Here is a 25,405-nt window from a genome sequence, read left to right on the forward strand (position 1 = left end):
CACAAACGATGACACCGAAGACGAAGGCGGCCGCAGACGGCAGCGGTCTGGTGGAGATGGCCTGGGATCCGATCACCCGGATCGTGGGCAGTCTCGGCATCCACACGAAGATCGACTTCAAGCAGAAGCGGGTCGCGGAGTGCTACAGCACCTCGTCGGTCTTCCGCGGCTACAGCGTCTTCATGCGCGGCAAGGACCCCCGCGACGCGCACTTCATCACCAGTCGCATCTGCGGCATCTGCGGTGACAACCACGCCACCTGCTCGGTGTACGCGCAGAACATGGCCTACGGGGTGAAGCCGCCCCACCTCGCCGAGTGGATCATCAACCTGGGCGAGTCCGCGGAGTACATGTTCGACCACAACATCTTCCAGGAGAACCTGGTCGGGGTCGACTACTGCGAGAAGATGGTCCGCGAGACCAACCCGGGGGTCCTGGAGCTCGCCGAGCGCACCCCCGCCCCGCACGCCGGCGAGCACGGCTACAGGACCATCGCCGACATCATGCGCTCCCTCAACCCCATCGAGGGCGAGTTCTACCGCGAGGCGCTCCAGGTCTCCCGCTACACGCGCGAGATGTTCTGCCTGATGGAGGGCCGCCACGTGCACCCCTCCACCCTCTACCCGGGCGGCGTCGGCACCATCGCCTCCGTCCAGCTCTTCACGGACTACATGAGCCGCCTGATGCGGTACTGCGAGTTCATGAAGAAGGTCGTCCCGCTCCACGACGACCTGTTCGACTTCTTCTACGAGGCCCTGCCCGGCTACGAGGAGGTCGGCCGCCGTCGCGTCCTCCTCGGCTGCTGGGGCGCCCTCAACGACCCCGAGTACTGCGACTTCACGTACGCCAACATGACCGACTGGGGACGGAAGATGTTCGTCACCCCGGGCGTGGTGGTGGACGGCAAGCTCGTCACCAACGACCTCACCGAGATCAACCTCGGCATCCGCATCCTGCTCGGCAGCTCGTACTACGACGACTGGGAGGGGCAGGAGCAGTTCGTCACGCACGACCCGCTCGGCAACCCGGTCGACCCGCGCCACCCGTGGAACCAGCACACCATCCCGGCCCCGCAGAAGCGGAACTTCGACGACAAGTACAGCTGGGTCATGTCGCCCCGCTGGTTCGACGGCAAGGACCACCTGGCCCTGGACACCGGCGGCGGCCCCATCGCCCGCCTGTGGTCCACCGCGCTGTCGGGGCTGGTCCACACCGACTACGTGCAGGCCACCGGTCACAGCGTCGTGATCACCCTGCCGCGCACGATGACCAAGCCCGAGACCCGCTTCGAGTGGAAGATCCCGAAGTGGAGCAACGCGCTCGAACGCAACCGCGCGCGCACCTACTTCCAGGCCTACGCGGCCGCCATCGCCCTGCACTGCGCCGAGAAGGGCCTCGCCGAGGTCCGCGCCGGGCGCACCCAGACCTGGGAGAAGTTCGAGGTCCCGGACGAGGGGCTCGGCGTCGGCTTCACCGAGGCCGTACGCGGCGTCCTGTCGCACCACATGGTGATCCGCGACGGGAAGATCGCCAACTACCACCCCTACCCGCCGACCCCGTGGAACGCCAGCACCCGCGACACCTTCGGCACGCCAGGACCGTACGAGGACGCCGTGCAGAACACCCCGATCTTCGAGGAGAACACCCCGGAGAACTTCAAGGGCATCGACATCATGCGCGCCGTCCGCAGCTTCGACCCCTGTCTGCCCTGCGGAGTCCACATGTACGTGGGCGGCGGCAAGACGGTCAAGACGATGCACGTGCCCACCGGTCTGAGCGGACTGGGCGGATGAGGGCCGCGATCGACGGCCCGCAGGCCGGGCGCCGGGTCGAGGAGGTCCTCGACCGGCTCGCCGCCACCGGCGACCGGGCGGCCTGCGAGGCGGCCGAGGAACTGGTGCGCGTCCTCATGGACTTCTACGGCGCCGGGCTCGCCCGGATCGTCGAGAAGGTCGGAGAGGCCCCTCTCAAGGCCGTCCACGACGACGAGCTCGTCGCGAGCCTGCTCTCCCTGCACGGCCTGCACCCCGAGGACGTGCACACCCGCATCGGCCGCGCCCTGGCCGCCCACGGCGAACCGCTGGAACTGCTCGGCTTCGACGAGCACACCGGCATCCTGCGGCTGCGCCCCTCCGCCGCCCCCACCGGCTGCGGCTGCGGATCCGGCGGCCAGGACGGCGCCGGCCGCACCCTGGAGGACAGCCTCGCCTGCTTCGCCCCCGAGGTGACCGGCGTGGAGCGGGAGCCCGCCCCGGCCCCGGCTCCCGCACTGCTGCAGATCGGCACCCGGCCCCCGAGCCCGGCACGGGTGCCGTGAGCGGGCCCGGTCTGCGTCACGACGCCCCGCGCGCCCCGCGCGGGCTGCGCCGGTTCGCGGGTCCGCGCCCGCCCCGGCCCGAGACCTGCGAACTGTGCGGGGTCGTCGTGCCCCCCGACGGCCACCGTCACCTGGTGCAGACCGAGCAGCGCGCGCTGGTCTGTGCCTGCACCGCCTGCGCCCTGCTCTTCGACCGGCCGGGCGCGGGCACCGGACGCCTGCGGACCGTACCGGACCGCTACCTCACCGACCCCGGGCACCGGCTCGACGACGGCGCATGGGAACTCCTCCAGATCCCGGTCGGCGTCGCGTTCTTCTTCCGCAACGCCGCCCTCGACCGGCTGGTCGCCCTCTACCCGAGCCCGGCCGGAGCCACCGAGAGCGAACTGGACCCCGAGACCTGGCAGACCGTACTGGGCGCCGGCCGGCTGTCGGAGCTCCTCGAACCCGACGTCGAGGCGCTGCTGCTGCGCCGCTCGGAGGGCCGCACCGCGTGCTACCTGGTGCCGATCGACATCTGCTACGAGCTGGTGGGGCGGATGCGGCTGCTGTGGCAGGGCTTCGACGGCGGGGCGGAGGCCCGGGCAGCCCTGGACACCTTCTTCGAGCAGGTGGAACGGCGGTCCAGGGCGCTGGCCGAGACGCCGGCGACGCCCCCGGCGGCGACGGCGGCGAGGGTGGAGGACGGGGTCCGATGACGGAATTCGCCTTCACCTGCACCGGGGTGCGCGCCGACGCGTACGCCGCCGGCCCCACCCTCGTCTTCCGGCTGCGGATCACCGCAGCCGGGGGCGCCCGGGTGCACGCCATCGCCCTGCGCTGCCAGATCCGCATCGAACCGGCCCGGCGCGGCTACGGACCCGCCGAGGCGGAAGGCCTCGCGGACCTGTTCGGCGAGCGCTCCCGGTGGGGCAACACCCTCCAGCCCGTGCAGTTCGCCCAGGTCTCCGTCATGGTCCCGAGCTTCACCGGCGAGACCGAGACCGACCTCGTCGTGCCCTGCACCTACGACATGGACATCGCGGCGACCCGGTACTTCCAGGCCCTGGCGGAGGGCGAGGTGCCGCTGCTGATGCTGTTCTCCGGCACCGCCTTCACCGGGGACGCCGGGTTCCGCGTCGAGCCGGTGCCCTGGGACCGCGAAGCCTCGTACCGGATGCCCGTGGCCGTGTGGCGCGAGATGGTCGAACAGCACTTCCCCGGCTGTGGCTGGCTCCGGCTGCCCCGCGACACCATGGACGAGCTGCTGGCCTTCCGCTCCCGCCACGCGCTCGCCTCGTGGGAGGCGACCGTACGGACCCTGTTGGACGCGGCCGCCCCGGCGGAGCCAGCGGCCCCGCCGGGTCCCGTCCGGCTCGGCGCGATCCTGCCGCGCCTCACCGAGAGGACGGCGCCGTGACCACGACGACCACCCCGGGCTCCCGCTTCGCCGTCGCCCGGCAGGTGGCGGACGCGGTCCTCCTGGAGGGGTACGTGCTCTACCCCTACCGGGCCTCGGCCGCCAAGAACCGGCTGCGCTGGCAGTTCGGCGTCCTCGTACCCCCGGCGTGGGGCCACGCCCACGAGGAGCACGTCCTCCAGCAGACCGAGATCCTGATGGAGCCCCGGGGCGAGGCGACCCTCGCCCTCGAACTGCGCTTCCTGCACGCGCAGCGGCGTACGGTCCAACAGGCCGAGGGCGACGGGGACTTCACGGACGTCCCCGAGCTGCACCTGACCGACCGGGTCCTGATGCCCTGGGACGAGGGCACCGAGGAACGGGTCGAGGTGAGCGTGCCCGTCGCCGAACTGCTCGGCGACGAAGGCGTCACCTTCCCGTTCCGCCGCCCGGCCCGTGTCGACACCGAGCCCGTGGTCGATGCCGACGGCCGCACGGTGGGCCGCCTGGTGCGGCGCACCGCGGAGATCGAGGGGCGGCTGCGCCTGCGCGCTGTCGAACTCCCCGGCGCCTACCGGGTGTTCAGACTCCGGGCCGTGGTGGAGAACACCAGCCCGTGGACCCCGCCCGCCGGAGCCGGTCCCCTCGACCGGGAGGCCGCACTGCCGCACTCGCTGGTCGCCGCCCACCTCCTGCTCGGCCTGGACTCCGGATCCTTCCTGTCCATGACCGACCCGCCCGAATGGGCCCGGCAGGCGGTGGCCGCCTGCGAGAACCGCCACACCTGGCCGGTGCTCGCGGGCGAACCGGGCCGCGCCGACGTGGTCCTGTCCTCCCCGATCATCCTGGAGGACCACCCGGCCATCGCCCCCGAGAGCGCGGGCGCCATGTACGACGCCACCGAGATCGACGAGATCCTCGCCCTGCGCACGGCCGCCCTGACCGAGCAGGAGAAGCGCGAGGCCCGCGGCACCGACGCCCGGGCCGCCGCCGTGATCGACCTCGCCGACTCCATGCCCCCCGAGGTGCTGGAGCGACTGCACGGCGCCGTGCGGGCCCTGCGGGAGGTCACCGGCCCGGAGCAGCCCCCGCTGCTCACGGAACTCCCCGCCGAGGACGTGGTGTTCAGGCCCGACACCCCCTGGTGGGACCCGGCCCGGGCGGACACCGCGGACCCGGCCCGCGACCGGATCGCGATCGACGGCGCCTCGGTGGGACCCGGCAGCCGCGTCCTGCTCCGCCCGGGACTGCGGCGCACCGACGCGCAGGACCTGTTCCTCCAGGGCCGTACCGCGCTGGTCGAGGCCGTCCTGCACGACGTGGACGGGGGAGTGCACCTCGCCGTCACCGTGGAGGACGACCCGGGCGCGGACATCCGCCGCGAGCAGGGCAGGTTCCTCTACTTCCAGCCCGACGAGGTCACCCCGCTGGAGGACGCGTGAACGCCCGGGTCCTGGTCGCCGGCATCGGCAACGTCTTCCTCGGTGACGACGGCTTCGGCGTCGAGACCGTACGGGCGCTGGCCGCGCACCCGCTGCCCGAAGGCGTCGAGGTGGTGGACTTCGGCGTCCGCGGTGTCCACCTCGCCTACCAGCTCCTCGACGGCTACGACACCCTGCTGCTGGTCGACGCCACCGCACGCGGCGGCGAGCCGGGCACGCTGTACCTGATCGAGGCCGACGGGAGCGCGGGCCCGGAACCGGGCGGCGCCGGGGCACCGTCACCGCCCGTCCTCGACGGCCACCACATGTCCCCCGACGCCGTCCTCGCCCTGCTGGACACCCTCTGCGCCGGGACCGGCGCCACCCCGCCGCGGCGCACCCTCGTCCTCGGCTGCGAACCGGCCGGGGTCGAGGAGGGCATCGGACTGAGCCCACCGGTGGCCGCCGCCGTACCGGAGGCCGTACGCACGGCCCTGGACCTGATCCACGGCCGGGACCCCGACGAAACCGACCGGCCTCGCCGCGAACTGAGGAGAACCCCATGAAGAAGGCCGTCATCGGCGGGGCCGTGGCCGCCGCCCTCGCCGCCGTACTGCTGCAGATGCTCCCCGACCTCCGACGCTACCTGCGCATGCGCCGGATGTGACACCGCCGGGGCGCGGCCGTCGATGCGGATGCGGATACGGGCGCCCGAATGGCGTACGGGCGCGCCGTCCACCGGCGTGCCGACCGCACGGACTCCGTCCCGCCGGTTCAATGAGCCCCGGCAGGACGGAGTCCGATGCACGAGATGTCGATCGCCATGGCCGTCGTGGGCCAGGTGGAAGAGGCGGCCCGGGCGGGCGGCGCGCACGCCGTTACCTCCGTACGGCTGCAGGTCGGTGAGCTGGCGGGGGTGGTCCCCGACGCGCTGGCCTTCTGTTTCGAACTGGCCTGCGCCGGAACGGTCCTCGAAGGAGCCGAACTCGTCACGGAGTCCGTGACGGCCCGCGCCCGCTGCGGTTCCTGCCCCGGCACCTGGGCGGTGGGCATGCCCCCCGAACTGTGCTGCCCCGGATGCGGCAGGGCCACCGACGTGGAACTGCTGTCGGGCCGTGAGCTGGAGATCCTCAGCGTGCGCTGGGAAGACGGCCCCGCCGGTGCCCCTACCCGCGAACCGATTCCCGAGGAGGCCTGAACCATGTGCCGAGTGGTCGATCTGCGGCAGGCGGTGCTCGCCAAGAACGACGAAGCCGCCCAGGTCCTGCGCACCGAACTCACCGCCCGCGGAACGACGGTGGTCAACCTGCTCTCCAGTCCCGGCAGCGGCAAGACGGCGCTGCTGGAGCGCGAACTGCTCCTCGCACGGGAGCGGGGCGTGGCCGTGGCCGCGCTGACGGCGGACCTGGCCACCGAGAACGACGCGCTGCGGCTGGCCCGTTCGGGCGTACCGGTCAAGCAGGTGCTCACCGACGGGCTGTGCCACTTGGAGGCCGCGATGCTCGGCCGGCACCTGGACGGCTGGCTGCCCGGGGACACCCGGCTGCTCTTCGTGGAGAACGTGGGCAATCTGGTCTGCCCGGCCGGCTACGACCTGGGGGAATCGCTGCGGGTGGTGCTCGCCTCGGTGACCGAGGGCGAGGACAAGCCGCTGAAGTACCCGACCGCCTTCGGCCTGGCCCAGCTGGTGGTGGTCACGAAGACCGACATCGCGCGGGCCGTCGAGTTCGACGAGGCCGCCTTCCGCGCCAACGTCGAGCAGGTCAACCCCGGTGTGGAGGTCGTCCTCACCTCGGCGCGGGCGGGCGAGGGACTGGGCGTCCTGCTCGACCGGGCGCTGGCGGTCGGGGCGGGCGGCGGGGCGCACGCCCCGGTGATGGCCCGTCAGCAGCACGCAGAAGCACACGGACACGGACACGGACACGGACACGCCCACGCAGACGCGCACGGGCACAGTCACGGACATGGCCACGACCACGACCACGACGACGACCACGATCACGCCCGGGACGAGGGCCACGATCACGATCACGACGGGGACCACGAGCACCCGCACGTCCAGACCGTCGCGCAGACCCGCTGATGGAGGCGGTGCAGCGCCGCCGGGTCACCGTCCGGGGCGTGGTCCAGGGCGTGGGCTTCCGCCCCTACGTCTACACCCGCGCGACCGGGCTGGGCCTGGCCGGGCACGTCACCAACACCCCCGAGGGCGTCGTCGCCGAGGTCGAGGGCGCCCCGGACGCGGTCTCGCGGTTCTGCGAACGGCTCGCGGCGGACGCGCCCCCGCTGGCCGTGGTCGACGCCGTCGACCACTGGGAGGTCCCCGTCGCGGGCGGCGCCGGATTCACCATCATCGCCTCCCGGACCGGCGGCCCCGCCCGGACACTCGTCTCCCCGGACGTGGCCACCTGCGCCGACTGCCTCGCCGAACTGGCCGACCCGACCGACCGGCGCCACCGCCACCCCTTCATCACCTGCACCCACTGCGGGCCGCGCTTCACCATCGTCACCGGGCTGCCGTACGACCGTGCCCACACCACCATGGCCGCCTTCCCCCTGTGCCCCGACTGCGCCCGCGAGTACGAGGACCCGGCCGACCGCCGCTTCCACGCCCAGCCCGTCGCCTGCCCGGCCTGCGGCCCCCGCCTCAGGCTGCTCACCGGCCGACCGCCCCGCGAGAGCGCCGGCGCCGACCCGGTCGCCGAGGCCCGCCGGCTCCTGGCCGCCGGGGCGATCCTCGCCGTCAAGGGCCTGGGCGGATACCACCTGGCCTGCGACGCCACCCACCCGGGCGCCGTGGCCGAACTGCGCCGGCGCAAGGCGCGCGGGGACAAGCCGTTCGCGCTGATGGCCCGGGACCTCGCCGACGTCGAGCGGTTCGCGCACCTCGGCCCCGAGGAACGGCAGCTGCTCACGGGTGGCGTACGGCCCATCGTGCTGCTGCGCCGCCGCGCGGGCACCGACGGCCCGGACGGGGTCGCCCCGCGCTGTCCCGACCTCGGGGTGATGCTCCCGTACACCCCGGTGCACCACCTGCTGCTCGGCCTGCCCGGCGACCCCCCGGGACCCCGGCTGCTCGTCATGACCAGCGGCAACCTCGCGGGGGAGCCCATCGTCACCGACGACGACGAGGCCCTGGACCGGCTCGCCGCCCTGGCGGACGGCTGGCTGACCCACGACCGCCCCATCCACGTGCCGTGCGACGACTCCGTGGTGCGGGTCTGCGACGGCGAGACGCTGACCCTGCGGCGCTCGCGCGGGTACGCCCCGCTGCCGCTGACCCTGCCGGTACCGGTGCCCGCGACCCTCGCGGCGGGCGGGGACCTGAAGAACGCCTTCTGCCTCGGCGAAGGACGCAAGGCCTGGCCGTCCGCCCACATCGGCGACATGGACGACCTCGCCACCCAGCACGCCCTCGAACGCGCCGAGCGGCAGCTGGAGTCCATCACCGGCGTCACCCCCGTGCTCCTCGCCGCCGACCGGCACCCCGGCTACCGCTCCGCCGGTTGGGCCCGGCGCGCCGCGGGCGCCCGGCCCCTCGTGCGCGTCCAGCACCATCACGCGCACATCGCCTCGGCCATGGCGGAGCACGGCCTGGGCGGGGGCCGTCCGGTGATCGGGGTCGCCTTCGACGGCACCGGCTACGGCGACGACGGCGCCGTGTGGGGCGGTGAGGTCCTCCTGGCCGACTACGCCGGGTACACCCGGTTCGCCCACCTCGCCTACGTCCCGCTGCCGGGCGGCGACGCGGCCGTGCACCGCCCGTACCGCATGGCGCTGTCCCACCTGCGGGCCGCGGGCATCGCGTGGACACCGGACCTGCCCTGCACCGCCGCCTGCCCGCCCGGAGAACTGCGGGTGCTGGAGCGGCAGCTGGAGCGCGGCCTGAACTGCGTCCCGACCTCCAGCATGGGCCGCCTGTTCGATGCCGTCTCCTCCGTGGCCGGCATCTGCCACCGGGCCGGGTACGAGGCCCAGGCCGCGATCGAGCTGGAGGGGGCGGCGTACGCAGCGCACGGCGACGGCGGCGGCCACGGCGACGGTGAGGCCGGCGGCCACGGCTACGCCTTCGGCCTGTACGTGCCGCCGGACCCCGGCGGCGGCCCGGTCACCGCCGATCCGTCGCCCGTACTGGCCGCCGCGGTGGCCGACGTACGCGCAGGCACGGCCCCGGCGCTGATCGCCGCCCGCTTCCATGGCGCCGTCGCGGCCCTCGTCACCACGCTGTGCGAGCTCGCGCGCGAGCGGCACGGGCTGGACACCGTCGCCCTGACCGGCGGGGTCTTCGCCAACACCCTGCTCTCCTCGGCGTGCGCCCGGCCGCTGCGCGCCCGCGGATTCACCGTCCTGCGGCACGGCCGGATCCCCCCGAACGACGGCGGGCTGTCCCTGGGCCAGCTCATGGTGGCCGCCGCGCACCACACCCCCTGACCTCACCACAGCAAGGAGAAGCCCATGTGCCTGGCGGTGCCCGGCAGAGTGCTCGACATCGGGGAGAAGGACGGCACCCGCATGGCCACCGTCGACTTCGGCGGTGTGCAGAAGGAGGTGTGCCTGGAGTACCTGCCGGACCTGCAGGTGGGGGAGTACGCCATCGTCCACGTGGGCTTCGCCCTCCAGCGCCTCGACGAGGAGTCGGCCAAGCAGACCCTCGAACTGTTCGCTCAACTCGGGATGCTGCAGGAGGAGTTCGGAGACCCCTGGGAGCAGGCCGCGGCGGCCGGTGGCGAGCCCTGGCCCTTCGCCGACGAACCCGAACCCGAAACCGCACCCGAGCCCGTCCTCGCCGCGCCGCAGGAGGAAGTCCAGCCGTGAAGTACATCGAGGAGTTCCAGGACCCCGACCTCGCCCGCCGGCTGCTCGACGACATCCACGCCACGGTGACCCGCCCCTGGGCCCTGATGGAGGTCTGCGGCGGCCAGACCCACACGATCATCCGGCACGGCATCGATCAACTGCTTCCGGAACAGGTTGAGTTGATCCACGGCCCCGGCTGCCCGGTGTGTGTCACCCCGCTGGAGGTCATCGACAAGGCGCTGGAGATCGCCTCCCGCCCCGATGTGATCTTCTGTTCCTTCGGGGACATGCTCCGGGTGCCCGGGACCGGCCGTGACCTGTTCCAGGTGCGCAGCGAGGGCGGCGACGTCCGCGTCGTCTACTCCCCGCTCGACGCCCTGCGGATCGCCCAGGAGAACCCGGCGCGCCAGGTGGTGTTCTTCGGCATCGGCTTCGAGACCACCGCGCCGCCCAATGCCATGACGGTCCACCAGGCGAAGAAGCTGGGGATCCCCAACTTCAGCCTGCTCGTCTCCCACGTCCGGGTGCCCCCGGCGATCGAGGCGATCATGCAGTCGCCGAGCTGCCGGGTCCAGGGCTTCCTCGCCGCCGGACACGTGTGCAGTGTGATGGGCATGGGCGAGTACCCCGAACTGGCCGAGCGCCACCGGGTCCCCATCGTGGTGACCGGCTTCGAGCCGCTGGACATCCTGGAAGGCGTACGCCGGGCCGTTCGGCAGCTGGAGCGCGGCGAGCACACCGTCGACAACGCCTACGCGCGCGCCGTCCGTCCCGAGGGAAACCCGGCCGCCCTCGCCATGCTGGAGGACGTCTTCGAGGTCACCGACCGGGCCTGGCGCGGCATCGGGGTCATCCCCGACAGCGGTTGGCGGCTGTCCGACCGCTACCGGGACTTCGACGCCGAACACCGCTTCTCGGTCACCGGCATCAACACCCGGGAGCCGGCCGAGTGCCGCAGCGGCGAGGTGCTCCAGGGGCTGCTGAAACCGCACGAGTGCGAGGCCTTCGGCACGCTGTGCACCCCGCGCAGCCCGCTCGGCGCCACCATGGTCTCCAGCGAGGGCGCCTGCGCCGCGTACTACCTCTACCGGCGGCTGGAGCTGGGGACCGTGCCCGCGGCCGCGCCCGCTGCGAGCCCGGCGACCGCGCCCCCTGCGACCGCCCCGACCCCCGTGAGCGCCCCGCTGGAGGCGAGCCCCGTTGTCTGACACCGCACTCGACATCACGGGCTGGACCTGCCCGGCCCCGCTGCGCGACCGCCCCCGCGTGGTGATGGGCCACGGCGGCGGAGGCGCACTCTCCGCCGAACTGGTCCAGCACCTCTTCGCCCCCGCCTTCGGCGGTGACGTACTCGCCCAGCTCGGGGACTCCGCGGCCGTCTCCCTCGGCGGCGTCCGCCTCGCGTTCTCCACCGACTCCTACGTGGTGCGGCCGCTGTTCTTCCCCGGCGGCGGCATCGGCGACCTCGCCGTCAACGGCACGGTCAACGACCTGGCCATGAGCGGCGCCGAAGCGGCGTACCTCTCCTGCGGGTTCATCCTGGAGGAGGGCGTCGAGATGTCGGTCGTGGCGCGCGTGGCCGAGGCCATGGGCGCGGCCGCGCGCGCCGCGGGCGTGGAGGTGGCGACCGGAGACACCAAGGTCGTGGAAGCGGGTCACGGGGACGGCATCTACATCAACACCGCGGGCATCGGCGTCATCCCCGACGGGGTGGACCTGCGCCCGCAGCGCGTCGTACCGGGTGACGTCGTCATCGTCAGCGGCGAGATCGGGCTCCACGGAGTGGCGATCATGAGCGTCCGCGAGGGGCTCGAATTCGGGGTGGACATCCAGAGCGACTGCGCGGCCCTGGGCGGACTCGTGCGGACCATGCTCGCGGTCACGCCGGACCTCCATGTCCTGCGCGACCCCACCCGGGGCGGGCTGGCGGCGTCGCTGAACGAGATCGCCGCCGCCTCGGGCACCGGTGTCGTGATCCACGAGGGCCGCGTCCCGGTGCCCGCGGCCGTCGCGAACGCCTGCGCGATCCTCGGACTCGACCCGCTCTACGTGGCCAACGAGGGCAAGCTGGTCGCCTTCGTGCCCCGCGAGCACGCCGACGCCGTCCTCGACGCCATGCGCGCGCATCCGCTGGGCCGCCACGCGGCGGTGATCGGCGAGGCCGTCGACGCCCACCCGGGCCTGGTCGTGGCCCGCACCGGCCTCGGCGGCACCCGCGTGGTCGACCTGCCGATCGGCGAACAACTGCCGCGCATCTGCTGACCGGTCCGCAAGATGGGTGCCGGCCCCGATGCGCGGGGCCGGCGGGACGGGTGGTGCTCGGGGAGGAACACCCCCTGCATCCCTTCGGCGCCGACGTGGAGCGGCTGGTGCCCCCGGCGGTGATCCCGCTCCTGCGTCGTCGCCCGACCGACGGAAAGGAGCGGGGCCATGCCGCGATCCGACGACACGAGGACCACCGGCCCCGGTACCCGGCCCGGGTACGGGGATCCCGTACGGAGCCGGAGCCGGAGCCGGAGCCGGAACCGAAGGCGGGCACGGGCCCCGGGCGAACCGCGCCCGCACCGCCGCGCGTACCGGCGGGCGGGCGCCTGGCTGGCCGTCGCCCTCGGGATCTGGGCCGCGGTGGCCGGGGCCACCCTGCCCAACGGGCTCGTACTGGCGGCCGGGCTGGTCGTGGCCGCGCTGGCGGTGAACCGCCTGGGCGCGGCGGACCCGCGCGCCGGCCGCCGGGCGAAGCCGATGGCCCCGCCCTGACAGCCGGCCGCCCCGCCGCCGCCCACCGCTGCGGCTACGGCTACGGCTACGGACGCCCGGCGGGGTCCTGGTCGGGGGCCGGCTCCTCAGCGGCCTCCGGGGACTTCGCGGGGGAAGGTACGGCCGCGAGCAGCGGGGTGCTCACGGCGCGGCGCTCCCTGAACCACGCGGCCAGCGGCTCGGTGTAGCGGGCGGTGAGCGGGCCGATCACCACGAGGATGAGCACGTAGGCGGTGGCCAGCGGCCCGAGGGCCGGTTCGATGCCGGCGGTGACGGCGAGACCGGCGATGACGATCGAGAACTCGCCGCGGGCCACCAGGGTGCCGCCGGCCCGCCAGCGGCCGTTGATCCCGACCCCGGCGCGCTTCGCGGCCCAGTACCCGGTGGCGATCTTCGTGCCCGCGGTGACCAGTGCGAGCGCGAGCGCGGGCAGCAGTACGGGCGGAATGCTCGCCGGGTCGGTGTGCAGGCCGAAGAAGACGAAGAACACCGCGGCGAACAGGTCCCTGAGCGGGCTGAGCAGGGTGTGCGTCCCCTCGGCCACCTCGCCGGACAGGGCGATGCCCACCAGGAACGCGCCGACCGCGGCGGACACCTGCAACTGCTGCGCGATGCCCGCGACCAGCAGGGTCAGACCGAGGACGACGAGCAGCAGCTTCTCCGGGTCGTCGCTGGAGACGAACCGAGAGATGAGCCGGCCGTAGCGGACGGCGACGAACAGCACCGCACCCGCCACTCCGAGGGCGATCGCGAGGGTCAGGCTGCCCGCCGCGAGACCGACCCCGGCCAGCAGCGCGGTGACGATCGGCAGGTAGACGGCCATGGCCAGGTCCTCCAGGACCAGGACGCTGAGGACCACCGGGGTCTCACGGTTGCCGAGCCGGCCCAGGTCCCCCATCACCTTGGCGATGACGCCGGAGGAGGAGATCCAGGTGACCCCCGCGAGGACCACCGCGGCCACCGGCCCCCAGCCCATCAGCAGCGCGGCGACCGCGCCGGGTACGGCGTTGAGGGTGAAGTCGACCAGTCCGGCCGGGTACTGGGTCCTGAGGTTGGAGACCAGGTCGGTGGCCGTGTACTCCAGCCCCAGCATCAGCAGCAGCAGGATGACGCCGATCTCGGCGCCGATGGCCACGAACTCCTCGCTCGCGCCCATGGGCAGCAGTCCGCCCGTGCCGAAGGCGAGACCGGCCAGCAGGTACAGGGGTATCGGAGAGAAGCGGAACCGCCCGGCGAGCCTGCCCAGCAGACCCAGGCCCAGGATGATCGCACCGAACTCGATCAGGAAGACGGCGGAGTGCACAGGCGATCACTCCCGTCCGAGTATGGAGGCGGCCGCGTCGACGCCCTCGCGGGTCCCGATCACGATGAGCGTGTCCCCGCCGGCGAGGCGGAAGTCCGGCGCGGGGGAGGGGCGGGCCTCGGCCCGGCGCAGTACCGCCACGATCGAGACGCCGGTCTCCGTCCGCATCCGGGTCTCGCCCAGCAGCCGCCCGTTCCAGTGCGAGTGCGCGGACAGCTCGATGCGCTCGGCGACCAGGCCGAGGTCGGTGGTGTGCAGCACGTTGGGGCTGTGGTGGGCGGGCATCAGGGCGTCGATCAGCGAGGCGGTCTCCGCCCCGGTCAGGTGCAGGGACTGGGCGCACGCGTCGGGATCGTCCGCGCGGTAGATGTTCACCGTGCGAGTCCCGTCGCGGTGGGCGATCACCGACAGGTGGCGGTGCTCGCGGGTGGTGAGGTCGTACTGGACCCCGATGCCGGGCAGTGGCGTGGTGCTCATCCGTGGAGCAGGCACAGCTCTGTCCCCCCTTGCTTCGTGTTCGGCCGTGGTGCGGCGCGGCCCTGGCGGAAGGCAGGTTCCGGCGGCCGCGCGGGGCTCATGGTGCCACCTCGCGCGGGGGGCGGGATATGGGTGTCGGCACGGATGGACAAGGCCCCCGGCGGACGGCAGGGTGGGGGCGGGGACATGGATCCCGCCGCAGGTCAAGGCGGGTCACCGCAGGTGCGGGGAGGTGCCGGCGGGGATAGTGGAAGCGAGCGGTCCGCCCGGGCGGCGGACACCGGAGCGAGGGGAGGGAGGACCGTGTCGCTGTACTGGCGGATCTTCCTGCTCAACGCGGCCGTCCTCGTCACGGCCGTCCTGCTGCTGCTCGGACCGGTCACCGTCTCCACCCCGGTCGTCCTCGGGGAGGCCGTGGTGCTGCTCGCCGGACTGGCGGCCATGCTGATCGCCAACGCCGTCCTGCTGCGCATCGGGCTGGCGCCGCTCGGCCGGCTGACCCGCGCGATGAGCGCGGTCGACCTGCTGCGCCCCGGCAGCCGCGCCAGGGTGGAGGGCCCCGGCGAAGTGGCCGGGCTGACGACCTCCTTCAACGCCATGCTGGGCCGGCTGGAGGCCGAACGGGCCGGCAGCACCGCCCGCGCCCTGTCCGCGCAGGAGGCCGAACGCCGGCGCATCGCCCAGGAGCTCCACGACGAGGTCGGCCAGACCCTCACCGCGGTCCTGCTCCAGCTCAAGCACGTTGCCGACCGCGCTCCCGCCCCGCTGCGGGAGGAGCTCCACCAGGTGCAGGAGACGACCCGCACCAGCCTGGACGAGATCCGGCGCATCGCCCGCAGGCTGCGCCCCGGGGTCCTGGAGGAGCTCGGACTGCACAGCGCCCTGCGCGCGCTGACCGCGGAGTTCACCAGTGGTTCGCTGACCGTGCGGCACGTCATCGGCCCCGGAGTGCCCCGGCTGGACGAAGCGGCCGAACTCGTCGTCTACCGGGTCGCCCAGGAGGCCCTGACCAATGCCGCCCGGCACGCGGGCGCGAGCGCCGTCGAGGTGCACCTGTCGGGCCGACCCGGCGGTGCGGTGCGGCTGCTGGTACGGGACGACGGCAGGGGGATCGGCCCGGCGGGCGAAGGCGCGGGAATCCAGGGCATGCGCGAACGGGCCCTGCTCATCGGCGCGGAGCTGGCCATCGGGGACGGCCCGCGGGACGGCACCGAGGTACGGCTGGACGTACCCGCCGTCGACACGGCCGCCGCTGCCGCTGCTGCCGTGTCGACGGCCGGGTCCGGGTCCGGGTCCCGGTCCGGGTCCGGGTCCGCCGGAGACCTCGGGGAGGGGAACCGTTGACCGCCCCGGAACGGCCGCCGACCCGCGTCCTGCTCGCCGACGACCACGCCCTCGTACGGCGCGGGGTCCGGCTCATCCTCGACGCCGAGCCCGACCTCACGGTGGTCGCCGAGGCCGGGGACGGGGCGGAGGCCGTCGCCCTGGCCCGTACCGGCGAGGTGGACCTCGCGGTCCTCGACGTGGCGATGCCGCGGATGACGGGACTGCAGGCCGCGCGGGAACTCTCCCGGCTGCGACCGGACCTGCGCATCCTCATCCTGACCATGTACGACAACGAGCAGTACTTCTTCGAGGCGCTCAAGGCGGGGGCGGCCGGCTACGTCCCCAAGTCGGTCGCCGACCGCGATCTGGTCGAGGCGTGCCGGGCCGCGATCCGGGACGAGCCGTTCATCTACCCCGGGGCCGAGACCACCCTCATCCGCAACTACCTCGACCGGGCCCGCCAGGGCGATCCGCTGCCCGCCCGGGCCATCACCGAACGCGAGGAGGAGATCCTCAAGCTCGTCGCCGAGGGCCACTCCTCGAAGGAGATCGGCGACCTCCTCGTCATCAGCGCCAAGACCGTCGAGCGCCACCGGGCCAACCTCCTCCAGAAGCTGGGGATGCGCGACCGGCTGGAACTGACCCGGTACGCGATCCGGGTCGGGCTGATCGAGCCGTAGCCGGAGAGACCCGCGGGCCCACCCTCGTAGGTGCGAGGTGGTGCGCCCGGCCCCCACCCCCGAACATGGCGCCGGGACCGCCCGACCGGGCGCCGTCCACAGGGGCCGGGAGGGGAAGACGTGCTGCGGTATCTGAGCAGGTTGCGGACGGTGGTGCTGATGTGCGTGGCGGGACTGGTGCTGGCGGGAACGCCCGCGTCCGCCGCCACCACCGATTCGGCCGGCGGCCGCGGGGAGACGGCGGCGGCGGCCGCGGCGAAGCCGCTGTTCCAGCTGCCCTTCCCGTGCGGGACCAACTGGCAGCTGAACACCTGGGGCCACAATCCGGCGCTGGACATCGTGGTGGAGGGCAACACCGGATCCGACGCGCTGCCCGTCCTGCCGTCCGCCGCGGGCACGGTGGCCGCCACGTACTGGACCAACGGCTCGGGCAACACCATCCAGATCAACCACGGCAACGGCTGGTTCACGGCGTACTACCACCTGAAGGACGACCCGGCGACGTACGTCAAGAAGGGCGACCCCGTCCAGCCGGCCACCCGGATCGGCCGCATCGGCACCTCGGGCGCCTCCACCTGGTCCCACCTGCACTACGAGCAGCGCTACCTCGCCTCGGGTGACTTCACCGACGAGAGCCACCGCGTTCCGGCCCACTTCGACGGGGTCGAGTACTCGGGCGACGCGAAGGAATGGCCGAGCGTCACCAGCCGCAACTGCACCGGCACGCCGCCCCCCGCCTGGCAGGACTGCCCGTCCGGCAACGTCTGCTTCTACTCGGGACCCGACGGCACCGGCACCGTCTGCCGCTCCGCCGGCGACGAGCCCCGCAGCACGTGCGGGCTGCGCAGGTCCTTCTTCAACAACGGCACGACGCAGCCGGGTTATGACCACGTGCAGGTGTACTTCAAGGAGGGCGGCAGCGCCTGCCTGCACCGCGGCTGGGACGAGGGACGCGGAAACCTTCCCGCGGGCGGCCGGACCATCGACCGTTTCCACTGGCGCGGCGAGTGCTGAGTCCCCATTTGTTGCCTGAACGAGTCATTCCACTGACTAGCCTTCCCCTGGATCCCGGGGGAAGGAAGCAGTGTGAACAGCATCATCGTGGTTCCGGGGCGCACCATGTCCCCGGCCGAACAGATCCGCCTGGCACCGGGGCAGGCCCTCCGGTTCGGCCGTGAGCCCGCCGGCAGCGGACACGGCGGAGCCCCCGGAGGCCCGCCCACCCTGTACCTCCCGCACGCGGGCGTCTCGCGCTCGGCGGGGCTGATCACCGCCACCGGCACGTACTGGTCGCTGAGCAACTTCTCGCGCTCGGCGACCTACGTGGTCGAGAACCCCGAGGGCGCCGGCGAGCACATCAAGATCGCCCCCGGCAGGCTGGACGCACCGGTCCCCTTCGAGTTCGCCCGGATCGTCCTGCCCGCCGGCTCCGAACTGCTCACCCTGGACGTCTGGGCGCCGCGCCACGACTACGCCGACCTCGACGAGCCGGGCGAGCCCGGCGAGCGCGACGGGGAAGCGACCGTACTCCCCTTCCCCCTCGACCGCTCCAGCCGCTACTTCCTGGTCCTCACCGCGCTCTGCGAGCCGCGGTTGCGCGGCGAACCGCACGCGCCCCTGCCCACCGTCGAGCAGGTCGTCGAACGGCTGAAGCCGTCATGGCCCGCGGGCAACCGGGCCACCGTGCAGTGGAACATCGACTACCTCGCGGTCAAGCTGCGCCTCAAGCCCGGCCCCGACACGGCCGACCCGGGACCGCGGCTGGTCGGCAAGAAGGAGACCCTGGTCTCCCTCGCCCTGCGCTTCGACCTCGTCCGCGAGCAGGACCTGGCGGCCCTCCCGGCCGCCCCGACCGGTACCGCCCGCTGACCGGACGAGCCGGAGCACCCGGCGCCCTCACCGTCCCGCCCGGCTACCGGATCGGCCCCTGGGTCGTCGGGCACCTGCTGGGGGCCGGCGCCTTCGGCAGCGTGTACGCGGCCCGGCGCGCCGGACCTGAACGGGGGCTGCCCGCCCGCGCCGCGCTCAAGTTCCTGCCGACCGGCACCCGTACCCCGCGCCAGCTGCGGCACCTCAGCGAACTCGCCGAGCGCGAGACCGAGGTACTGCGCCGGGTGCGCACACCCCGGTTGATCCGGCTGTACGAGGTCCTCACGGTCGACGACCCCGGCCGGCCCGAACTCGACGGCGCCACCGTGCTCGTCCTGGAGGAGGCGGCCGGCTCCCTGGACACCCTGCTCGCCTGCGGCGGGGCGCCGCAGGCCGGTCCGGCCCTCCTCGCCCAGGTCTGCGAGGGGCTCGACCAACTGCACGGGGCGGGCTGGGTGCACGGCGACCTCAAGCCGGGGAACGTCCTGCTGATGGCCGACGGCACGGCGCGGCTGGGCGACTTCAACATGGCGGCGGAACTGGAGGGCACCCACGCCTACTCACCGGCCTTCGCCACGCCCGACTACACCCCGCCCGACCAGTTCTGGGCGGAGGTCGGCGAACGTGGGACGAAGATCCGCCCGACGGCCGACATCTGGGCCTTCGGCGTGCTGGCGCACGTGGTCCTGACCGGCTCGCTGCCGCTGCCCGGCGGCACCTCCGCCGCCCGCCGGGACGCCGCCCTGCGCTACGCCAGGGGCGAGGAGGAGCTGCGCCTGTCGCCGGAACTGCCGGAGCACTGGCGGGACATCGTCCAGGACTGCCTGGCCCGCAGGCACGAGGACCGGGCCGAACACACCGCGGCCTCGCTGCTGGGCCGGGTCCGGGCCGCGGCCGCCGGCCGGGCGCCCGCCCCGCGCGACTCCTTACCGAGGCGCCGCCGGGCGCTGATCGCGGCCGGCGCGGCGGCCCTCGCGGGCCTGGGCGCCGTATGGAGCTCGGGCCTGCTGCCGTTCGGGGACTCCGCCGGGGAGGCGGGGTACGAACGGTGCCGGCGCGGGGCGGTCTGCTTCTTCTCGGAGGAGGACGGCCGGGGCGAGATGTGCTCCTGGGTCGACGGCGGCGCCGACTGGATCGGAGGCCCCACCCCCTGCCCCTGGTCGGCCCGCACCCCGCCCCGCTCGGTCTACAACAACGGGTTCGACCTCACCGAGGGAGCGAGTCAGGTCGACGTCCTCTACTACGGGCAGCCCGCCCGGCAGGAGCTCCTGGGCTGCGTGAAGGTGGGCACCAGGACCAACCTGAGCGGCACCTTCCGCCTGCGCTCCCACGCCTGGGTCCCGCACTGCTGACACCAAGCGTCCGGGAGCGGTTGCTGTCACCCGCCCGCCCTTCCGCGCACCCCGAGCGGCCGGAAGACTCCTCACCGGGAACAACCCTCCCAGGACCGCCGGAAGAGAGCCCCGCCATGCCCCGCACACCCGCCACCCTCACCCGGGACTGACCGGGGTCGTGCACCTCGTCATGACCCTGCTGTCCCTGTCGCCCCCCACCCGAATCATCACGAGAGCCCTCATGGGAGCCCCCGTCCTGTCGGGCTGGAGCACCTCACCGTGACCGAGCGCCGAGAGCAGGTTTCGCCGCGCCGGTTCCTCAACCCGGCCAGTGCCCGTGGCACGCGGCTGCACCGCGACTCAGACGTCCGGTGTGAAGACCATCCAGTGCCAGGCCGCACCCCGGTAGCGGGTGCCGAACTCGTCCAACCGCTTCCAGCCGCTCATCCACTGTCCTCCGCCGTGGTATTTCGCCCGGCACGAGCACGTGCACTCGAACAGGCGCGCATGCCTGCACGCCCCGTTGCATTTTTCCTTCGGGTTGTATTCACGGCCGAGGACGATCCGCTGGTTGCGGCGCAACAGCTTCCTGGCCACGCTGAGGAAATGCTGGCTGGCGAAGGTCCAGCACTTCCTGTCCCCGTTCCATTCAAGACTGTGTGTGGTGGGAAGCAGATCTCCGATCTGCCGCTGGTGCTCGGACATGCTGCGCCGGGGGAGCCAGACACCGGTGCGGCTGCCCGCCGGCAGAGCGAGCGCGGGCACGTACCCGTCTCGCCAGGCAGGAACCCACTCGGGTACCGGAACAGGCGTGTTGTCCTCTGCCCGTGAGGAATGCCTCGTGCCGAACAGGACGTTGCTGTTGCGGCTCCGTTTGCCGAGGGTCGCCCGGGGCGCCTGAGTCCGCCTCGTCCACCGTAGCTGCGGTTCTTCCTTGGCCAGAGCCAGTGGAACCTCCCGGCCGGAAGCCGTGCAGCGGTAGGGCATGTCCCTTGAGCGCCAGTGCGGGACGATTCTGCCGTTCATGACCGTGACGATCTGGCCGCACGTTCCGCAAACGGGTTCCTTCACCAAGGGACGCCGCCCCCCTCCCTTGCACGGCAATCCTGCTACTGCCGGAGGGTAGGCCGCTGCAGCCTTTCAGGTGGTGCCAATCACGGATTGCCTTGGGAAGAGGCCAGGCCCTGCCCATCCCCTGCCCATCCCGAACCCGGGTCTTTGCGAAGAACTCGCATCCGATCGACGGTCGCTCAGGGACCGCAGTGGTGGGGGTGTCGGGTCAGCGGCAGAGTTCCATGATGATGTCGTCGAAGTCAGGGAATTCCTCGGCCGCCAGCTCGATCACGGCAGCGGCTGTCCGGCGCTGGTGCGGTGCGAATCCTTCGGCGATGGCTGCCAACTCCTGATCGGGGCGGGCGTTCCAGTCGGGCTCGTACGAGGTGGCAGCCTCCCAGGGGCCGCCGAAGCCGTCGGCCAGCAGCGACAGGAAGTCGCCCGGGTCGCGCGCGACAACACCGGTCTCACCCTCTGATCCGAGGAAGACCACGGGCTGCTCGGCCGGCGGCCGGCTCGGGCGGATCAGCCAGAACGCCGTGGCCGGCGCGGCGGGGAACTGTCGGTCATCGGTGGGCGTCACAGGACGGTAACTCCTGGCCGGGTACGGCTGCCGGTTCACAGGGGAACAATCGCTGCGCTCCCCGACGCCCAGCCCGTGGCGCCACCCCTGCCCACCGGCCCGCCTCTGGCCGGAAAGGGAACCGGCCCTCCGCGTCCGGACGAGACTGGCGGAAGACGATCACCAGGATGAACAGGAGCAAGGGGCCCGATGAATCCGTACGCGTACGTGCCCGCCGACGATCCGCTCTTCGGCGCGGTCCGGATCGAACTCGACCACGAGGCCGGGACGCTGGGCGTGAGGGGGGACGGTCTGCCGCCGGTCGACATCCGGCGGGCCCCGCACACCATGCCGGAGAGCCATGTGCCGATCGGGACGCGCGACCCCGAGCACCTCACTCTGCTCATCGACGGTTCAGAGGAGACCCTGCGGCCGTCCAAGGGATTCCTGACCCGGCGCTCGTACCGCGTCGAGGTCGTCTCAGGGGCGCGGAAGTGCAGCTATCTGCTGGTTCCGGACTCCCTCGGCACCAGTCGGCTGCTGCGTGACGAGCGGCTGCTCGGCGTCTTCACATCGAGCGGCGACGGGCGTGTGTCGGCCGACTGGGAGGCGGCGGGCGAGTCCGAACGTGCCAGGGACCCGTACGACGCGTCCGTGGGGTACGGGCTCGCCGCGGCATTCGGCACCGGTGCCGAACCGATGTGGCAGCTCACTCTGAACGCCGCGCTCGACCTGTGGCCGTGAGAGAACCTCAGTCCTCCGCCGGGGGCAGCAGGTGGGAGCAGGTCGAGCGTGCTACGAACGCGATGCCGTCATAGTCCTCGGCCGGGACGAGCGGGGCGGTGTTCAAGCGGTAGAGGAACCGTTGGACGTTGGCGCCGAAGCTGCGCTGCGCGTGCGGGGCGTTCAGCCAGGGCGCGGCGTCGGCGGGGGAACCCGCGGCGCGGAAGTCCGCGTAGTAGTCGCCGGGTACGGCGTGCGTGAGTCTGGCCTCCAGGGAGCGCAGGCCGGTGCCGATGCGGTGGCGGGCCGGCGGGCGCTGAAGGTCGTTGCCGCGGCGGGCCAGGAAGGAGCCCTTACCGAAGAGGAGGGCCAGCGCGTAGTAGGTGTCGCCGTACCGTTCGCGGAGTCTGCTGCCGAGGGCCGGCACCTGGTCCCCGTACGTGCCCTTCGCGATGTGCCCGTTGTGTGCCCAGACCATGACGCGAGCCTCGGGGTCGTCGTCCACGAGCCGTGCGACGGCCTCGGCCATGTAGCGGTCACGCGCGGCGAGCACGCCGTCCTCGCCGGCCGAGGCACCGAAGGGCCGGGTCACCAGGTCGGCGGCGCGGACGAGGATCCGCGCGTGTTCCAGAGCCTCGCCGGCGTCGTCTCCGGGACCCGACCGCTCGACGTGGCCCGCGACGAGGCGGGCGATCTCCTCGGCGCGCCGCAACAGGGCCTTGTCCGGGTCCGGACGCGAGCCCGGGCGGGCCCGCGCCAGCACGTCCAAGGCGCCCACGCGCCCGGCCTGATCGGGCGCCGTCCGGCGCACAAAGGCGGCGACGGCCTCGACCGAGTCGGCGCAGAGCTGGGGGTCGGTTCCCACGAAGCGGACCCGGCGCTCTTCGGGCAGGTCGCGATTGTGGGCGCGCAGCCACTCGACGAGGTCGACCATCTCCCGGGTGCGCCAGGTCCAGAAGCCCAGCCTGGCGACGAGCCGTTCGGGGGAGCCCGTGCCGTACCGGACGTACGCGTCGAGTGCGTGGGCCGCGGACTGGCTGGCCTCCATGGCGAGGGTGGTGAACCCCTCCTCACGGACCAGGAACTCCACGATGCGGTGCTTCAGCCGGAAGAACTCGCCCGTGCCGTGGGTGGATTCCCCCAGACCGACGATCCGTGTCCCCCGCAGTGCCTCGCCCAGGGGTTTCAGGTCCTCCACCGGCGCGCCGGGGGTCAGGGTACTCAACGGGTTGGCGTGCTCGTTCAGCCATCGGGTGATGTCGTCGGGCACCGTCTTGCTCTCCTCACCGCGTGCGGGAGGGCGGCACGCGGTCGTGCCCCGGCCTCTCTCACCCGTTCATGGGTCAGTTCGTCGCTTCCCGGCAGGCCGCGAGGATCTCCTGGAGGTCCCGTACGGCGTCCGGTCGGCCATGCTCGGAATACAGTCCCGCGACGTTGACGACAACTTCGTCCACCCCCGCCCGATCGAATTCGGCCAGCTGTGCGGCGATGTTCCCTGGCGTGCCGTAGAGGAAGACTCCGGAGTCGACGAGGGCGCGGGCGCCGAGGCCCGGGCGGCTGTGGTGGACGCGCAGTCCGGCGCGGCGCAGCATGTCGCAGTAGTGCGGCCCGGCGAGGTGGACGTGGGCCGCTGCGAAGGCGAGCCGGTAGGCGTGGCGTCCCGGGCGGTCGACGGCGGCGTGCACAACGGTGACCATGCGGGGCACCGGGCGGCCCGACTCGGCCGCGCCCTTCGCCATGGCGGGCAGCAGGGTGTCGCGGACGTATCCGTCTGTGGTGGCACCACGGCCGCGTCTACCACAGGCTGGCCCTCCTCTGGGAGGCTCTGCACCTGGCGTTCCCGGAGGACGCACTCGAACGCACCGGGGGCGGTCGCCGCCGGGACGCGCTGAGTCCGCGGGGCGTGCACCGGCGCTACTACCGGCGTGTCATCGAGTGCCGGGACGGGCTCGTCCGGATCAGTCCCTATCTGGCGCTGGAGGCGGCCACGGCCGACGCCGAGGCACCACTCACGCCCGAGGTCGCGGCGCGCCATCTGAGGACCGCGTTGCGGGCGTACGCCTCCGGAGAGGATGCGCCCTCCCAGGCCGTCCCGGTCGCCCTGCCCGGCGAGGGCGACGGCAGTCTGGAGAGTGATGTACGGCAACTGATCCGGCTGTCCGAAACTCTGACAGCGCAATTCTGAACGAGGAGTGGCGATGGACACCCTGATCTCGGCCCGGCGCGTGGTGATCGGACCGCACGGCCAGGTCCTGGCGGACGGCGCCGTGCTGGTGCGAAACGGCGTCATCGCGGACACCGGACCACGCCACGAGGTGGAGTCTCGTGCCCCCGCGCGCACTCTCCGTCACGACTACCCCGACGGCACGCTGTTGCCGGGGCTCGTCGACGCGCACGTCCACCTCGTTCTCGACGCGGGGCCCGATCCGGTCGCGGCGCTGCGGGAGGCGGACGATGCGACGGTGGCCAAAGGCATTGCGGAGCGGGCACTCGGTCTCCTGAACGCCGGCGTCACCACAGTGCGGGACCTCGGCGACCGGAACGGACTGGTGACGGAGTTCCGCGACGCCGTCAGGGCGGGACGGTTGCCGGGACCCCGTGTCCTGGCGGCCGGCACTCCTGTGACGGGACCCGGCGGACACTGCTGGTTCCTGGGCGGAGAGGTGTCCGGCGAGGACGCCGCCAGGGCGCTGGTCCGCCGCAACGTGGAGCGGGGCACGGACCTCATCAAGGTGATGGCCACGGGCGGGGGCATCACCAAGGGCGGGCCGCCGATCTGGGCGCCCCAGTTCACGGCCGAGGAGCTCCGGATCATCGTGCAGGAGGCGGCGCATGCGCACGGCACCGCAGGCATCGTCGCGGCGGTGGAGGCCGGGGTGAGCACGATCGAGCACTGCACCTGGATCGACCAGGATGGCTTCCGGCTCCTCGACGACGTCGTCGACGAGATCGCCGCCCGGGGCATCGGGGTCTGTCCGGCGGCCAGCCCCGACTGGCGCGGCTTCGCCGAGCGTTTCGGACGTGAGCGCGCGGAGGAGATGTTCGGCGGGATCCGCCGAATGCGCGAGCGCGGGGTGCGGCTGCTCACCGGCACGGACGCGGGCGTGAGCCGGGCGGTCTTCGATGACTTCGTGTCCAGTCTCGAGTTCTTCGCCCATCTGGGCTGCACCTCCCAGGAGATCGTCGACCTGGCCACCTGCGAGGCGGCGGAGGCACTCGGGCTGGGCAAGGTCACGGGGCGCCTGCTCCCCGGCCTCCGCGCGGACCTCCTGGTCGTCGAGGGTAATCCCCTGAGCGATCTCCAGGCCCTGCGCCGCGTTCGGCTGGTGATGGCGGATGGCCTTGTGTATGCCTGACGGGCTACCGCTGCCGGTGCCCCCCGTTGGTGCGTGAGGGGTCAACTGACTC

28 protein-coding genes are annotated in these 25,405 nt (G+C 72.9%); 22 read left to right on the forward strand and 6 right to left on the reverse strand.

The window, feature by feature from the left end:
- Positions 1–8: 8 nt before the first annotated feature.
- The 14 genes from IE257_RS12310 to IE257_RS12370 all read left to right on the forward strand — a co-directional run bounded on the left by IE257_RS12310 (position 9) and on the right by IE257_RS12370 (position 12,670).
- Positions 9–1,793 (forward strand): nickel-dependent hydrogenase large subunit, encoded by a 1,785-nt coding sequence (locus IE257_RS12310; protein ID WP_189967767.1) that lies wholly within the window; start codon positions 9–11, stop codon positions 1,791–1,793.
- Entirely contained in the window at positions 1,790–2,317 is a 528-nt protein-coding gene (locus tag IE257_RS12315) for a NifU-related iron-sulfur-binding protein (protein WP_189967769.1), read from the forward strand. Before IE257_RS12310 ends, IE257_RS12315 begins: the two co-directional genes overlap by 4 nt.
- Entirely contained in the window at positions 2,314–3,015 is a 702-nt protein-coding gene (locus tag IE257_RS12320) for a DUF5947 family protein (protein WP_229920299.1), read from the forward strand. The genes IE257_RS12315 and IE257_RS12320 overlap by 4 nt, the downstream gene beginning before the upstream one ends.
- Positions 3,012–3,716, forward strand: coding sequence for a DUF6084 family protein (locus IE257_RS12325; RefSeq protein WP_189967771.1), 705 nt, complete (start codon positions 3,012–3,014; stop codon positions 3,714–3,716). Before IE257_RS12320 ends, IE257_RS12325 begins: the two co-directional genes overlap by 4 nt.
- Complete coding sequence (locus IE257_RS12330) at positions 3,713–5,137, forward strand: hypothetical protein (protein WP_189967773.1); 1,425 nt, start codon at positions 3,713–3,715, stop codon at positions 5,135–5,137. Before IE257_RS12325 ends, IE257_RS12330 begins: the two co-directional genes overlap by 4 nt.
- Positions 5,134–5,682, forward strand: coding sequence for a hydrogenase maturation protease (locus IE257_RS12335; protein ID WP_189967775.1), 549 nt, complete (start codon positions 5,134–5,136; stop codon positions 5,680–5,682). The genes IE257_RS12330 and IE257_RS12335 overlap by 4 nt, the downstream gene beginning before the upstream one ends.
- Positions 5,679–5,783, forward strand: a complete 105-nt coding sequence (locus tag IE257_RS39375; protein ID WP_372453003.1) for a DUF6893 family small protein — start codon at positions 5,679–5,681, stop codon at positions 5,781–5,783. The genes IE257_RS12335 and IE257_RS39375 overlap by 4 nt, the downstream gene beginning before the upstream one ends.
- 135 nt (positions 5,784–5,918) lie before the next feature.
- Positions 5,919–6,314 carry a hydrogenase maturation nickel metallochaperone HypA/HybF gene (locus IE257_RS12340; protein WP_189967777.1) on the forward strand — a complete coding sequence of 132 codons (396 nt, stop codon included), beginning with the start codon at positions 5,919–5,921 and terminating at the stop codon, positions 6,312–6,314.
- Positions 6,315–6,317: 3 nt separating this feature from the next.
- Positions 6,318–7,199: a hydrogenase nickel incorporation protein HypB gene (gene hypB, locus IE257_RS12345; protein WP_189967779.1), complete on the forward strand. Its 882-nt coding sequence runs from the start codon at positions 6,318–6,320 to the stop codon at positions 7,197–7,199.
- Positions 7,199–9,547, forward strand: a complete 2,349-nt coding sequence (gene hypF, locus IE257_RS12350; RefSeq protein ID WP_189967781.1) for a carbamoyltransferase HypF — start codon at positions 7,199–7,201, stop codon at positions 9,545–9,547. The genes hypB and hypF overlap by 1 nt, the downstream gene beginning before the upstream one ends.
- Positions 9,548–9,571: 24 nt before the next feature.
- Positions 9,572–9,931 (forward strand): HypC/HybG/HupF family hydrogenase formation chaperone, encoded by a 360-nt coding sequence (locus IE257_RS12355; protein ID WP_189967782.1) that lies wholly within the window; start codon positions 9,572–9,574, stop codon positions 9,929–9,931.
- Complete coding sequence (gene hypD, locus IE257_RS12360; protein ID WP_189967784.1) at positions 9,928–11,121, forward strand: hydrogenase formation protein HypD; 1,194 nt, start codon at positions 9,928–9,930, stop codon at positions 11,119–11,121. The genes IE257_RS12355 and hypD overlap by 4 nt, the downstream gene beginning before the upstream one ends.
- Positions 11,114–12,175, forward strand: a complete 1,062-nt coding sequence (hypE, locus tag IE257_RS12365) for a hydrogenase expression/formation protein HypE (protein WP_281063902.1) — start codon at positions 11,114–11,116, stop codon at positions 12,173–12,175. The genes hypD and hypE overlap by 8 nt, the downstream gene beginning before the upstream one ends.
- 168 nt (positions 12,176–12,343) lie before the next feature.
- Positions 12,344–12,670, forward strand: coding sequence for a hypothetical protein (locus tag IE257_RS12370; RefSeq protein ID WP_189967786.1), 327 nt, complete (start codon positions 12,344–12,346; stop codon positions 12,668–12,670).
- A 46-nt stretch (positions 12,671–12,716) separates the two neighbouring features.
- Here the strand turns inward: IE257_RS12370 and IE257_RS12375 are convergent, their stop codons facing one another.
- The gene (locus IE257_RS12375; RefSeq protein ID WP_189967788.1) at positions 12,717–13,973 is read right to left on the reverse strand and encodes a cation:proton antiporter; all 1,257 of its coding nucleotides are present in this window, start codon (positions 13,971–13,973) and stop codon (positions 12,717–12,719) included.
- Positions 13,974–13,979: 6 nt separating this feature from the next.
- On the reverse strand, positions 13,980–14,465 hold the full coding sequence (locus IE257_RS12380) for a cation:proton antiporter regulatory subunit (protein ID WP_466056314.1): 486 nt from the start codon (positions 14,463–14,465) through the stop codon (positions 13,980–13,982).
- 288 nt (positions 14,466–14,753) lie between these two features.
- Here IE257_RS12380 and IE257_RS12385 point away from each other — a divergent pair, with 288 nt between their 5' ends.
- The 5 genes from IE257_RS12385 (at position 14,754) to IE257_RS12400 (ending at position 19,677) form a co-directional block, all read left to right on the forward strand.
- Positions 14,754–15,794, forward strand: coding sequence for a sensor histidine kinase (locus tag IE257_RS12385; protein WP_229920300.1), 1,041 nt, complete (start codon positions 14,754–14,756; stop codon positions 15,792–15,794).
- On the forward strand, positions 15,791–16,456 hold the full coding sequence (locus IE257_RS12390) for a response regulator (protein ID WP_189967792.1): 666 nt from the start codon (positions 15,791–15,793) through the stop codon (positions 16,454–16,456). Before IE257_RS12385 ends, IE257_RS12390 begins: the two co-directional genes overlap by 4 nt.
- Before the next feature lie 120 nt (positions 16,457–16,576).
- Positions 16,577–17,470, forward strand: a complete 894-nt coding sequence (locus IE257_RS12395) for a peptidoglycan DD-metalloendopeptidase family protein (RefSeq protein ID WP_189967794.1) — start codon at positions 16,577–16,579, stop codon at positions 17,468–17,470.
- Between the two features lie 72 nt (positions 17,471–17,542).
- Positions 17,543–18,325, forward strand: coding sequence for an FHA domain-containing protein (locus IE257_RS38125; RefSeq protein ID WP_229920301.1), 783 nt, complete (start codon positions 17,543–17,545; stop codon positions 18,323–18,325).
- Positions 18,322–19,677 carry a serine/threonine-protein kinase gene (locus IE257_RS12400; RefSeq protein ID WP_229920337.1) on the forward strand — a complete coding sequence of 452 codons (1,356 nt, stop codon included), beginning with the start codon at positions 18,322–18,324 and terminating at the stop codon, positions 19,675–19,677. The genes IE257_RS38125 and IE257_RS12400 overlap by 4 nt, the downstream gene beginning before the upstream one ends.
- Positions 19,678–20,019: 342 nt before the next feature.
- Here IE257_RS12400 and IE257_RS12405 read toward each other — a convergent pair whose 3' ends face one another.
- Entirely contained in the window at positions 20,020–20,685 is a 666-nt protein-coding gene (locus tag IE257_RS12405; protein ID WP_189967799.1) for a hypothetical protein, read from the reverse strand.
- Between the two features lie 253 nt (positions 20,686–20,938).
- Positions 20,939–21,295 carry a hypothetical protein gene (locus tag IE257_RS12410; RefSeq protein WP_189967800.1) on the reverse strand — a complete coding sequence of 119 codons (357 nt, stop codon included), beginning with the start codon at positions 21,293–21,295 and terminating at the stop codon, positions 20,939–20,941.
- 189 nt (positions 21,296–21,484) lie between these two features.
- Between IE257_RS12410 and IE257_RS12415 the strand changes: the two genes are divergently transcribed.
- Positions 21,485–22,018: a hypothetical protein gene (locus IE257_RS12415; RefSeq protein ID WP_189967802.1), complete on the forward strand. Its 534-nt coding sequence runs from the start codon at positions 21,485–21,487 to the stop codon at positions 22,016–22,018.
- 7 nt (positions 22,019–22,025) lie between these two features.
- Here the strand turns inward: IE257_RS12415 and IE257_RS12420 are convergent, their stop codons facing one another.
- Both IE257_RS12420 and IE257_RS12425 read right to left on the reverse strand, forming a co-directional pair.
- Positions 22,026–23,267, reverse strand: coding sequence for an erythromycin esterase family protein (locus tag IE257_RS12420; RefSeq protein ID WP_189967804.1), 1,242 nt, complete (start codon positions 23,265–23,267; stop codon positions 22,026–22,028).
- Between the two features lie 73 nt (positions 23,268–23,340).
- The gene (locus tag IE257_RS12425; protein WP_229920302.1) at positions 23,341–23,736 is read right to left on the reverse strand and encodes a hypothetical protein; all 396 of its coding nucleotides are present in this window, start codon (positions 23,734–23,736) and stop codon (positions 23,341–23,343) included.
- A gap of 65 nt (positions 23,737–23,801) precedes the next feature.
- Between IE257_RS12425 and IE257_RS12430 the strand changes: the two genes are divergently transcribed.
- Positions 23,802–24,182, forward strand: a complete 381-nt coding sequence (locus IE257_RS12430) for an MAB_1171c family putative transporter (protein ID WP_373301820.1) — start codon at positions 23,802–23,804, stop codon at positions 24,180–24,182.
- A 13-nt stretch (positions 24,183–24,195) separates the two neighbouring features.
- Complete coding sequence (locus IE257_RS12435; protein ID WP_189967808.1) at positions 24,196–25,353, forward strand: amidohydrolase family protein; 1,158 nt, start codon at positions 24,196–24,198, stop codon at positions 25,351–25,353.
- Positions 25,354–25,405: the final 52 nt, after the last annotated feature.

It is taken from the genome of Streptomyces avidinii (assembly GCF_014650695.1).
GTDB classification, from domain to species: domain Bacteria; phylum Actinomycetota; class Actinomycetes; order Streptomycetales; family Streptomycetaceae; genus Streptomyces; species Streptomyces avidinii.

What these genes read in the sequence shown, in the direction of transcription:
- IE257_RS12310 (WP_189967767.1), top strand. Translation starts at nt 9, where the DNA reads ATGACACCGAAGACGAAGGCGGCCGCAGACGGCAGCGGTCTGGTGGAG.
- IE257_RS12315 (WP_189967769.1), top strand. Translation starts at nt 1,790, where the DNA reads ATGAGGGCCGCGATCGACGGCCCGCAGGCCGGGCGCCGGGTCGAGGAG.
- IE257_RS12325 (WP_189967771.1), top strand. Translation starts at nt 3,012, where the DNA reads ATGACGGAATTCGCCTTCACCTGCACCGGGGTGCGCGCCGACGCGTAC.
- IE257_RS39375 (WP_372453003.1), top strand. Translation starts at nt 5,679, where the DNA reads ATGAAGAAGGCCGTCATCGGCGGGGCCGTGGCCGCCGCCCTCGCCGCC.
- IE257_RS12340 (WP_189967777.1), top strand. Translation starts at nt 5,919, where the DNA reads ATGCACGAGATGTCGATCGCCATGGCCGTCGTGGGCCAGGTGGAAGAG.
- hypB (WP_189967779.1), top strand. Translation starts at nt 6,318, where the DNA reads ATGTGCCGAGTGGTCGATCTGCGGCAGGCGGTGCTCGCCAAGAACGAC.
- hypF (WP_189967781.1), top strand. Translation starts at nt 7,199, where the DNA reads ATGGAGGCGGTGCAGCGCCGCCGGGTCACCGTCCGGGGCGTGGTCCAG.
- IE257_RS12355 (WP_189967782.1), top strand. Translation starts at nt 9,572, where the DNA reads ATGTGCCTGGCGGTGCCCGGCAGAGTGCTCGACATCGGGGAGAAGGAC.
- IE257_RS12370 (WP_189967786.1), top strand. Translation starts at nt 12,344, where the DNA reads ATGCCGCGATCCGACGACACGAGGACCACCGGCCCCGGTACCCGGCCC.
- IE257_RS12405 (WP_189967799.1), bottom strand. Translation starts at nt 20,685, where the DNA reads ATGAACGGCAGAATCGTCCCGCACTGGCGCTCAAGGGACATGCCCTAC.
- IE257_RS12415 (WP_189967802.1), top strand. Translation starts at nt 21,485, where the DNA reads ATGAATCCGTACGCGTACGTGCCCGCCGACGATCCGCTCTTCGGCGCG.
- IE257_RS12425 (WP_229920302.1), bottom strand. Translation starts at nt 23,736, where the DNA reads ATGGCGAAGGGCGCGGCCGAGTCGGGCCGCCCGGTGCCCCGCATGGTC.
- IE257_RS12435 (WP_189967808.1), top strand. Translation starts at nt 24,196, where the DNA reads ATGGACACCCTGATCTCGGCCCGGCGCGTGGTGATCGGACCGCACGGC.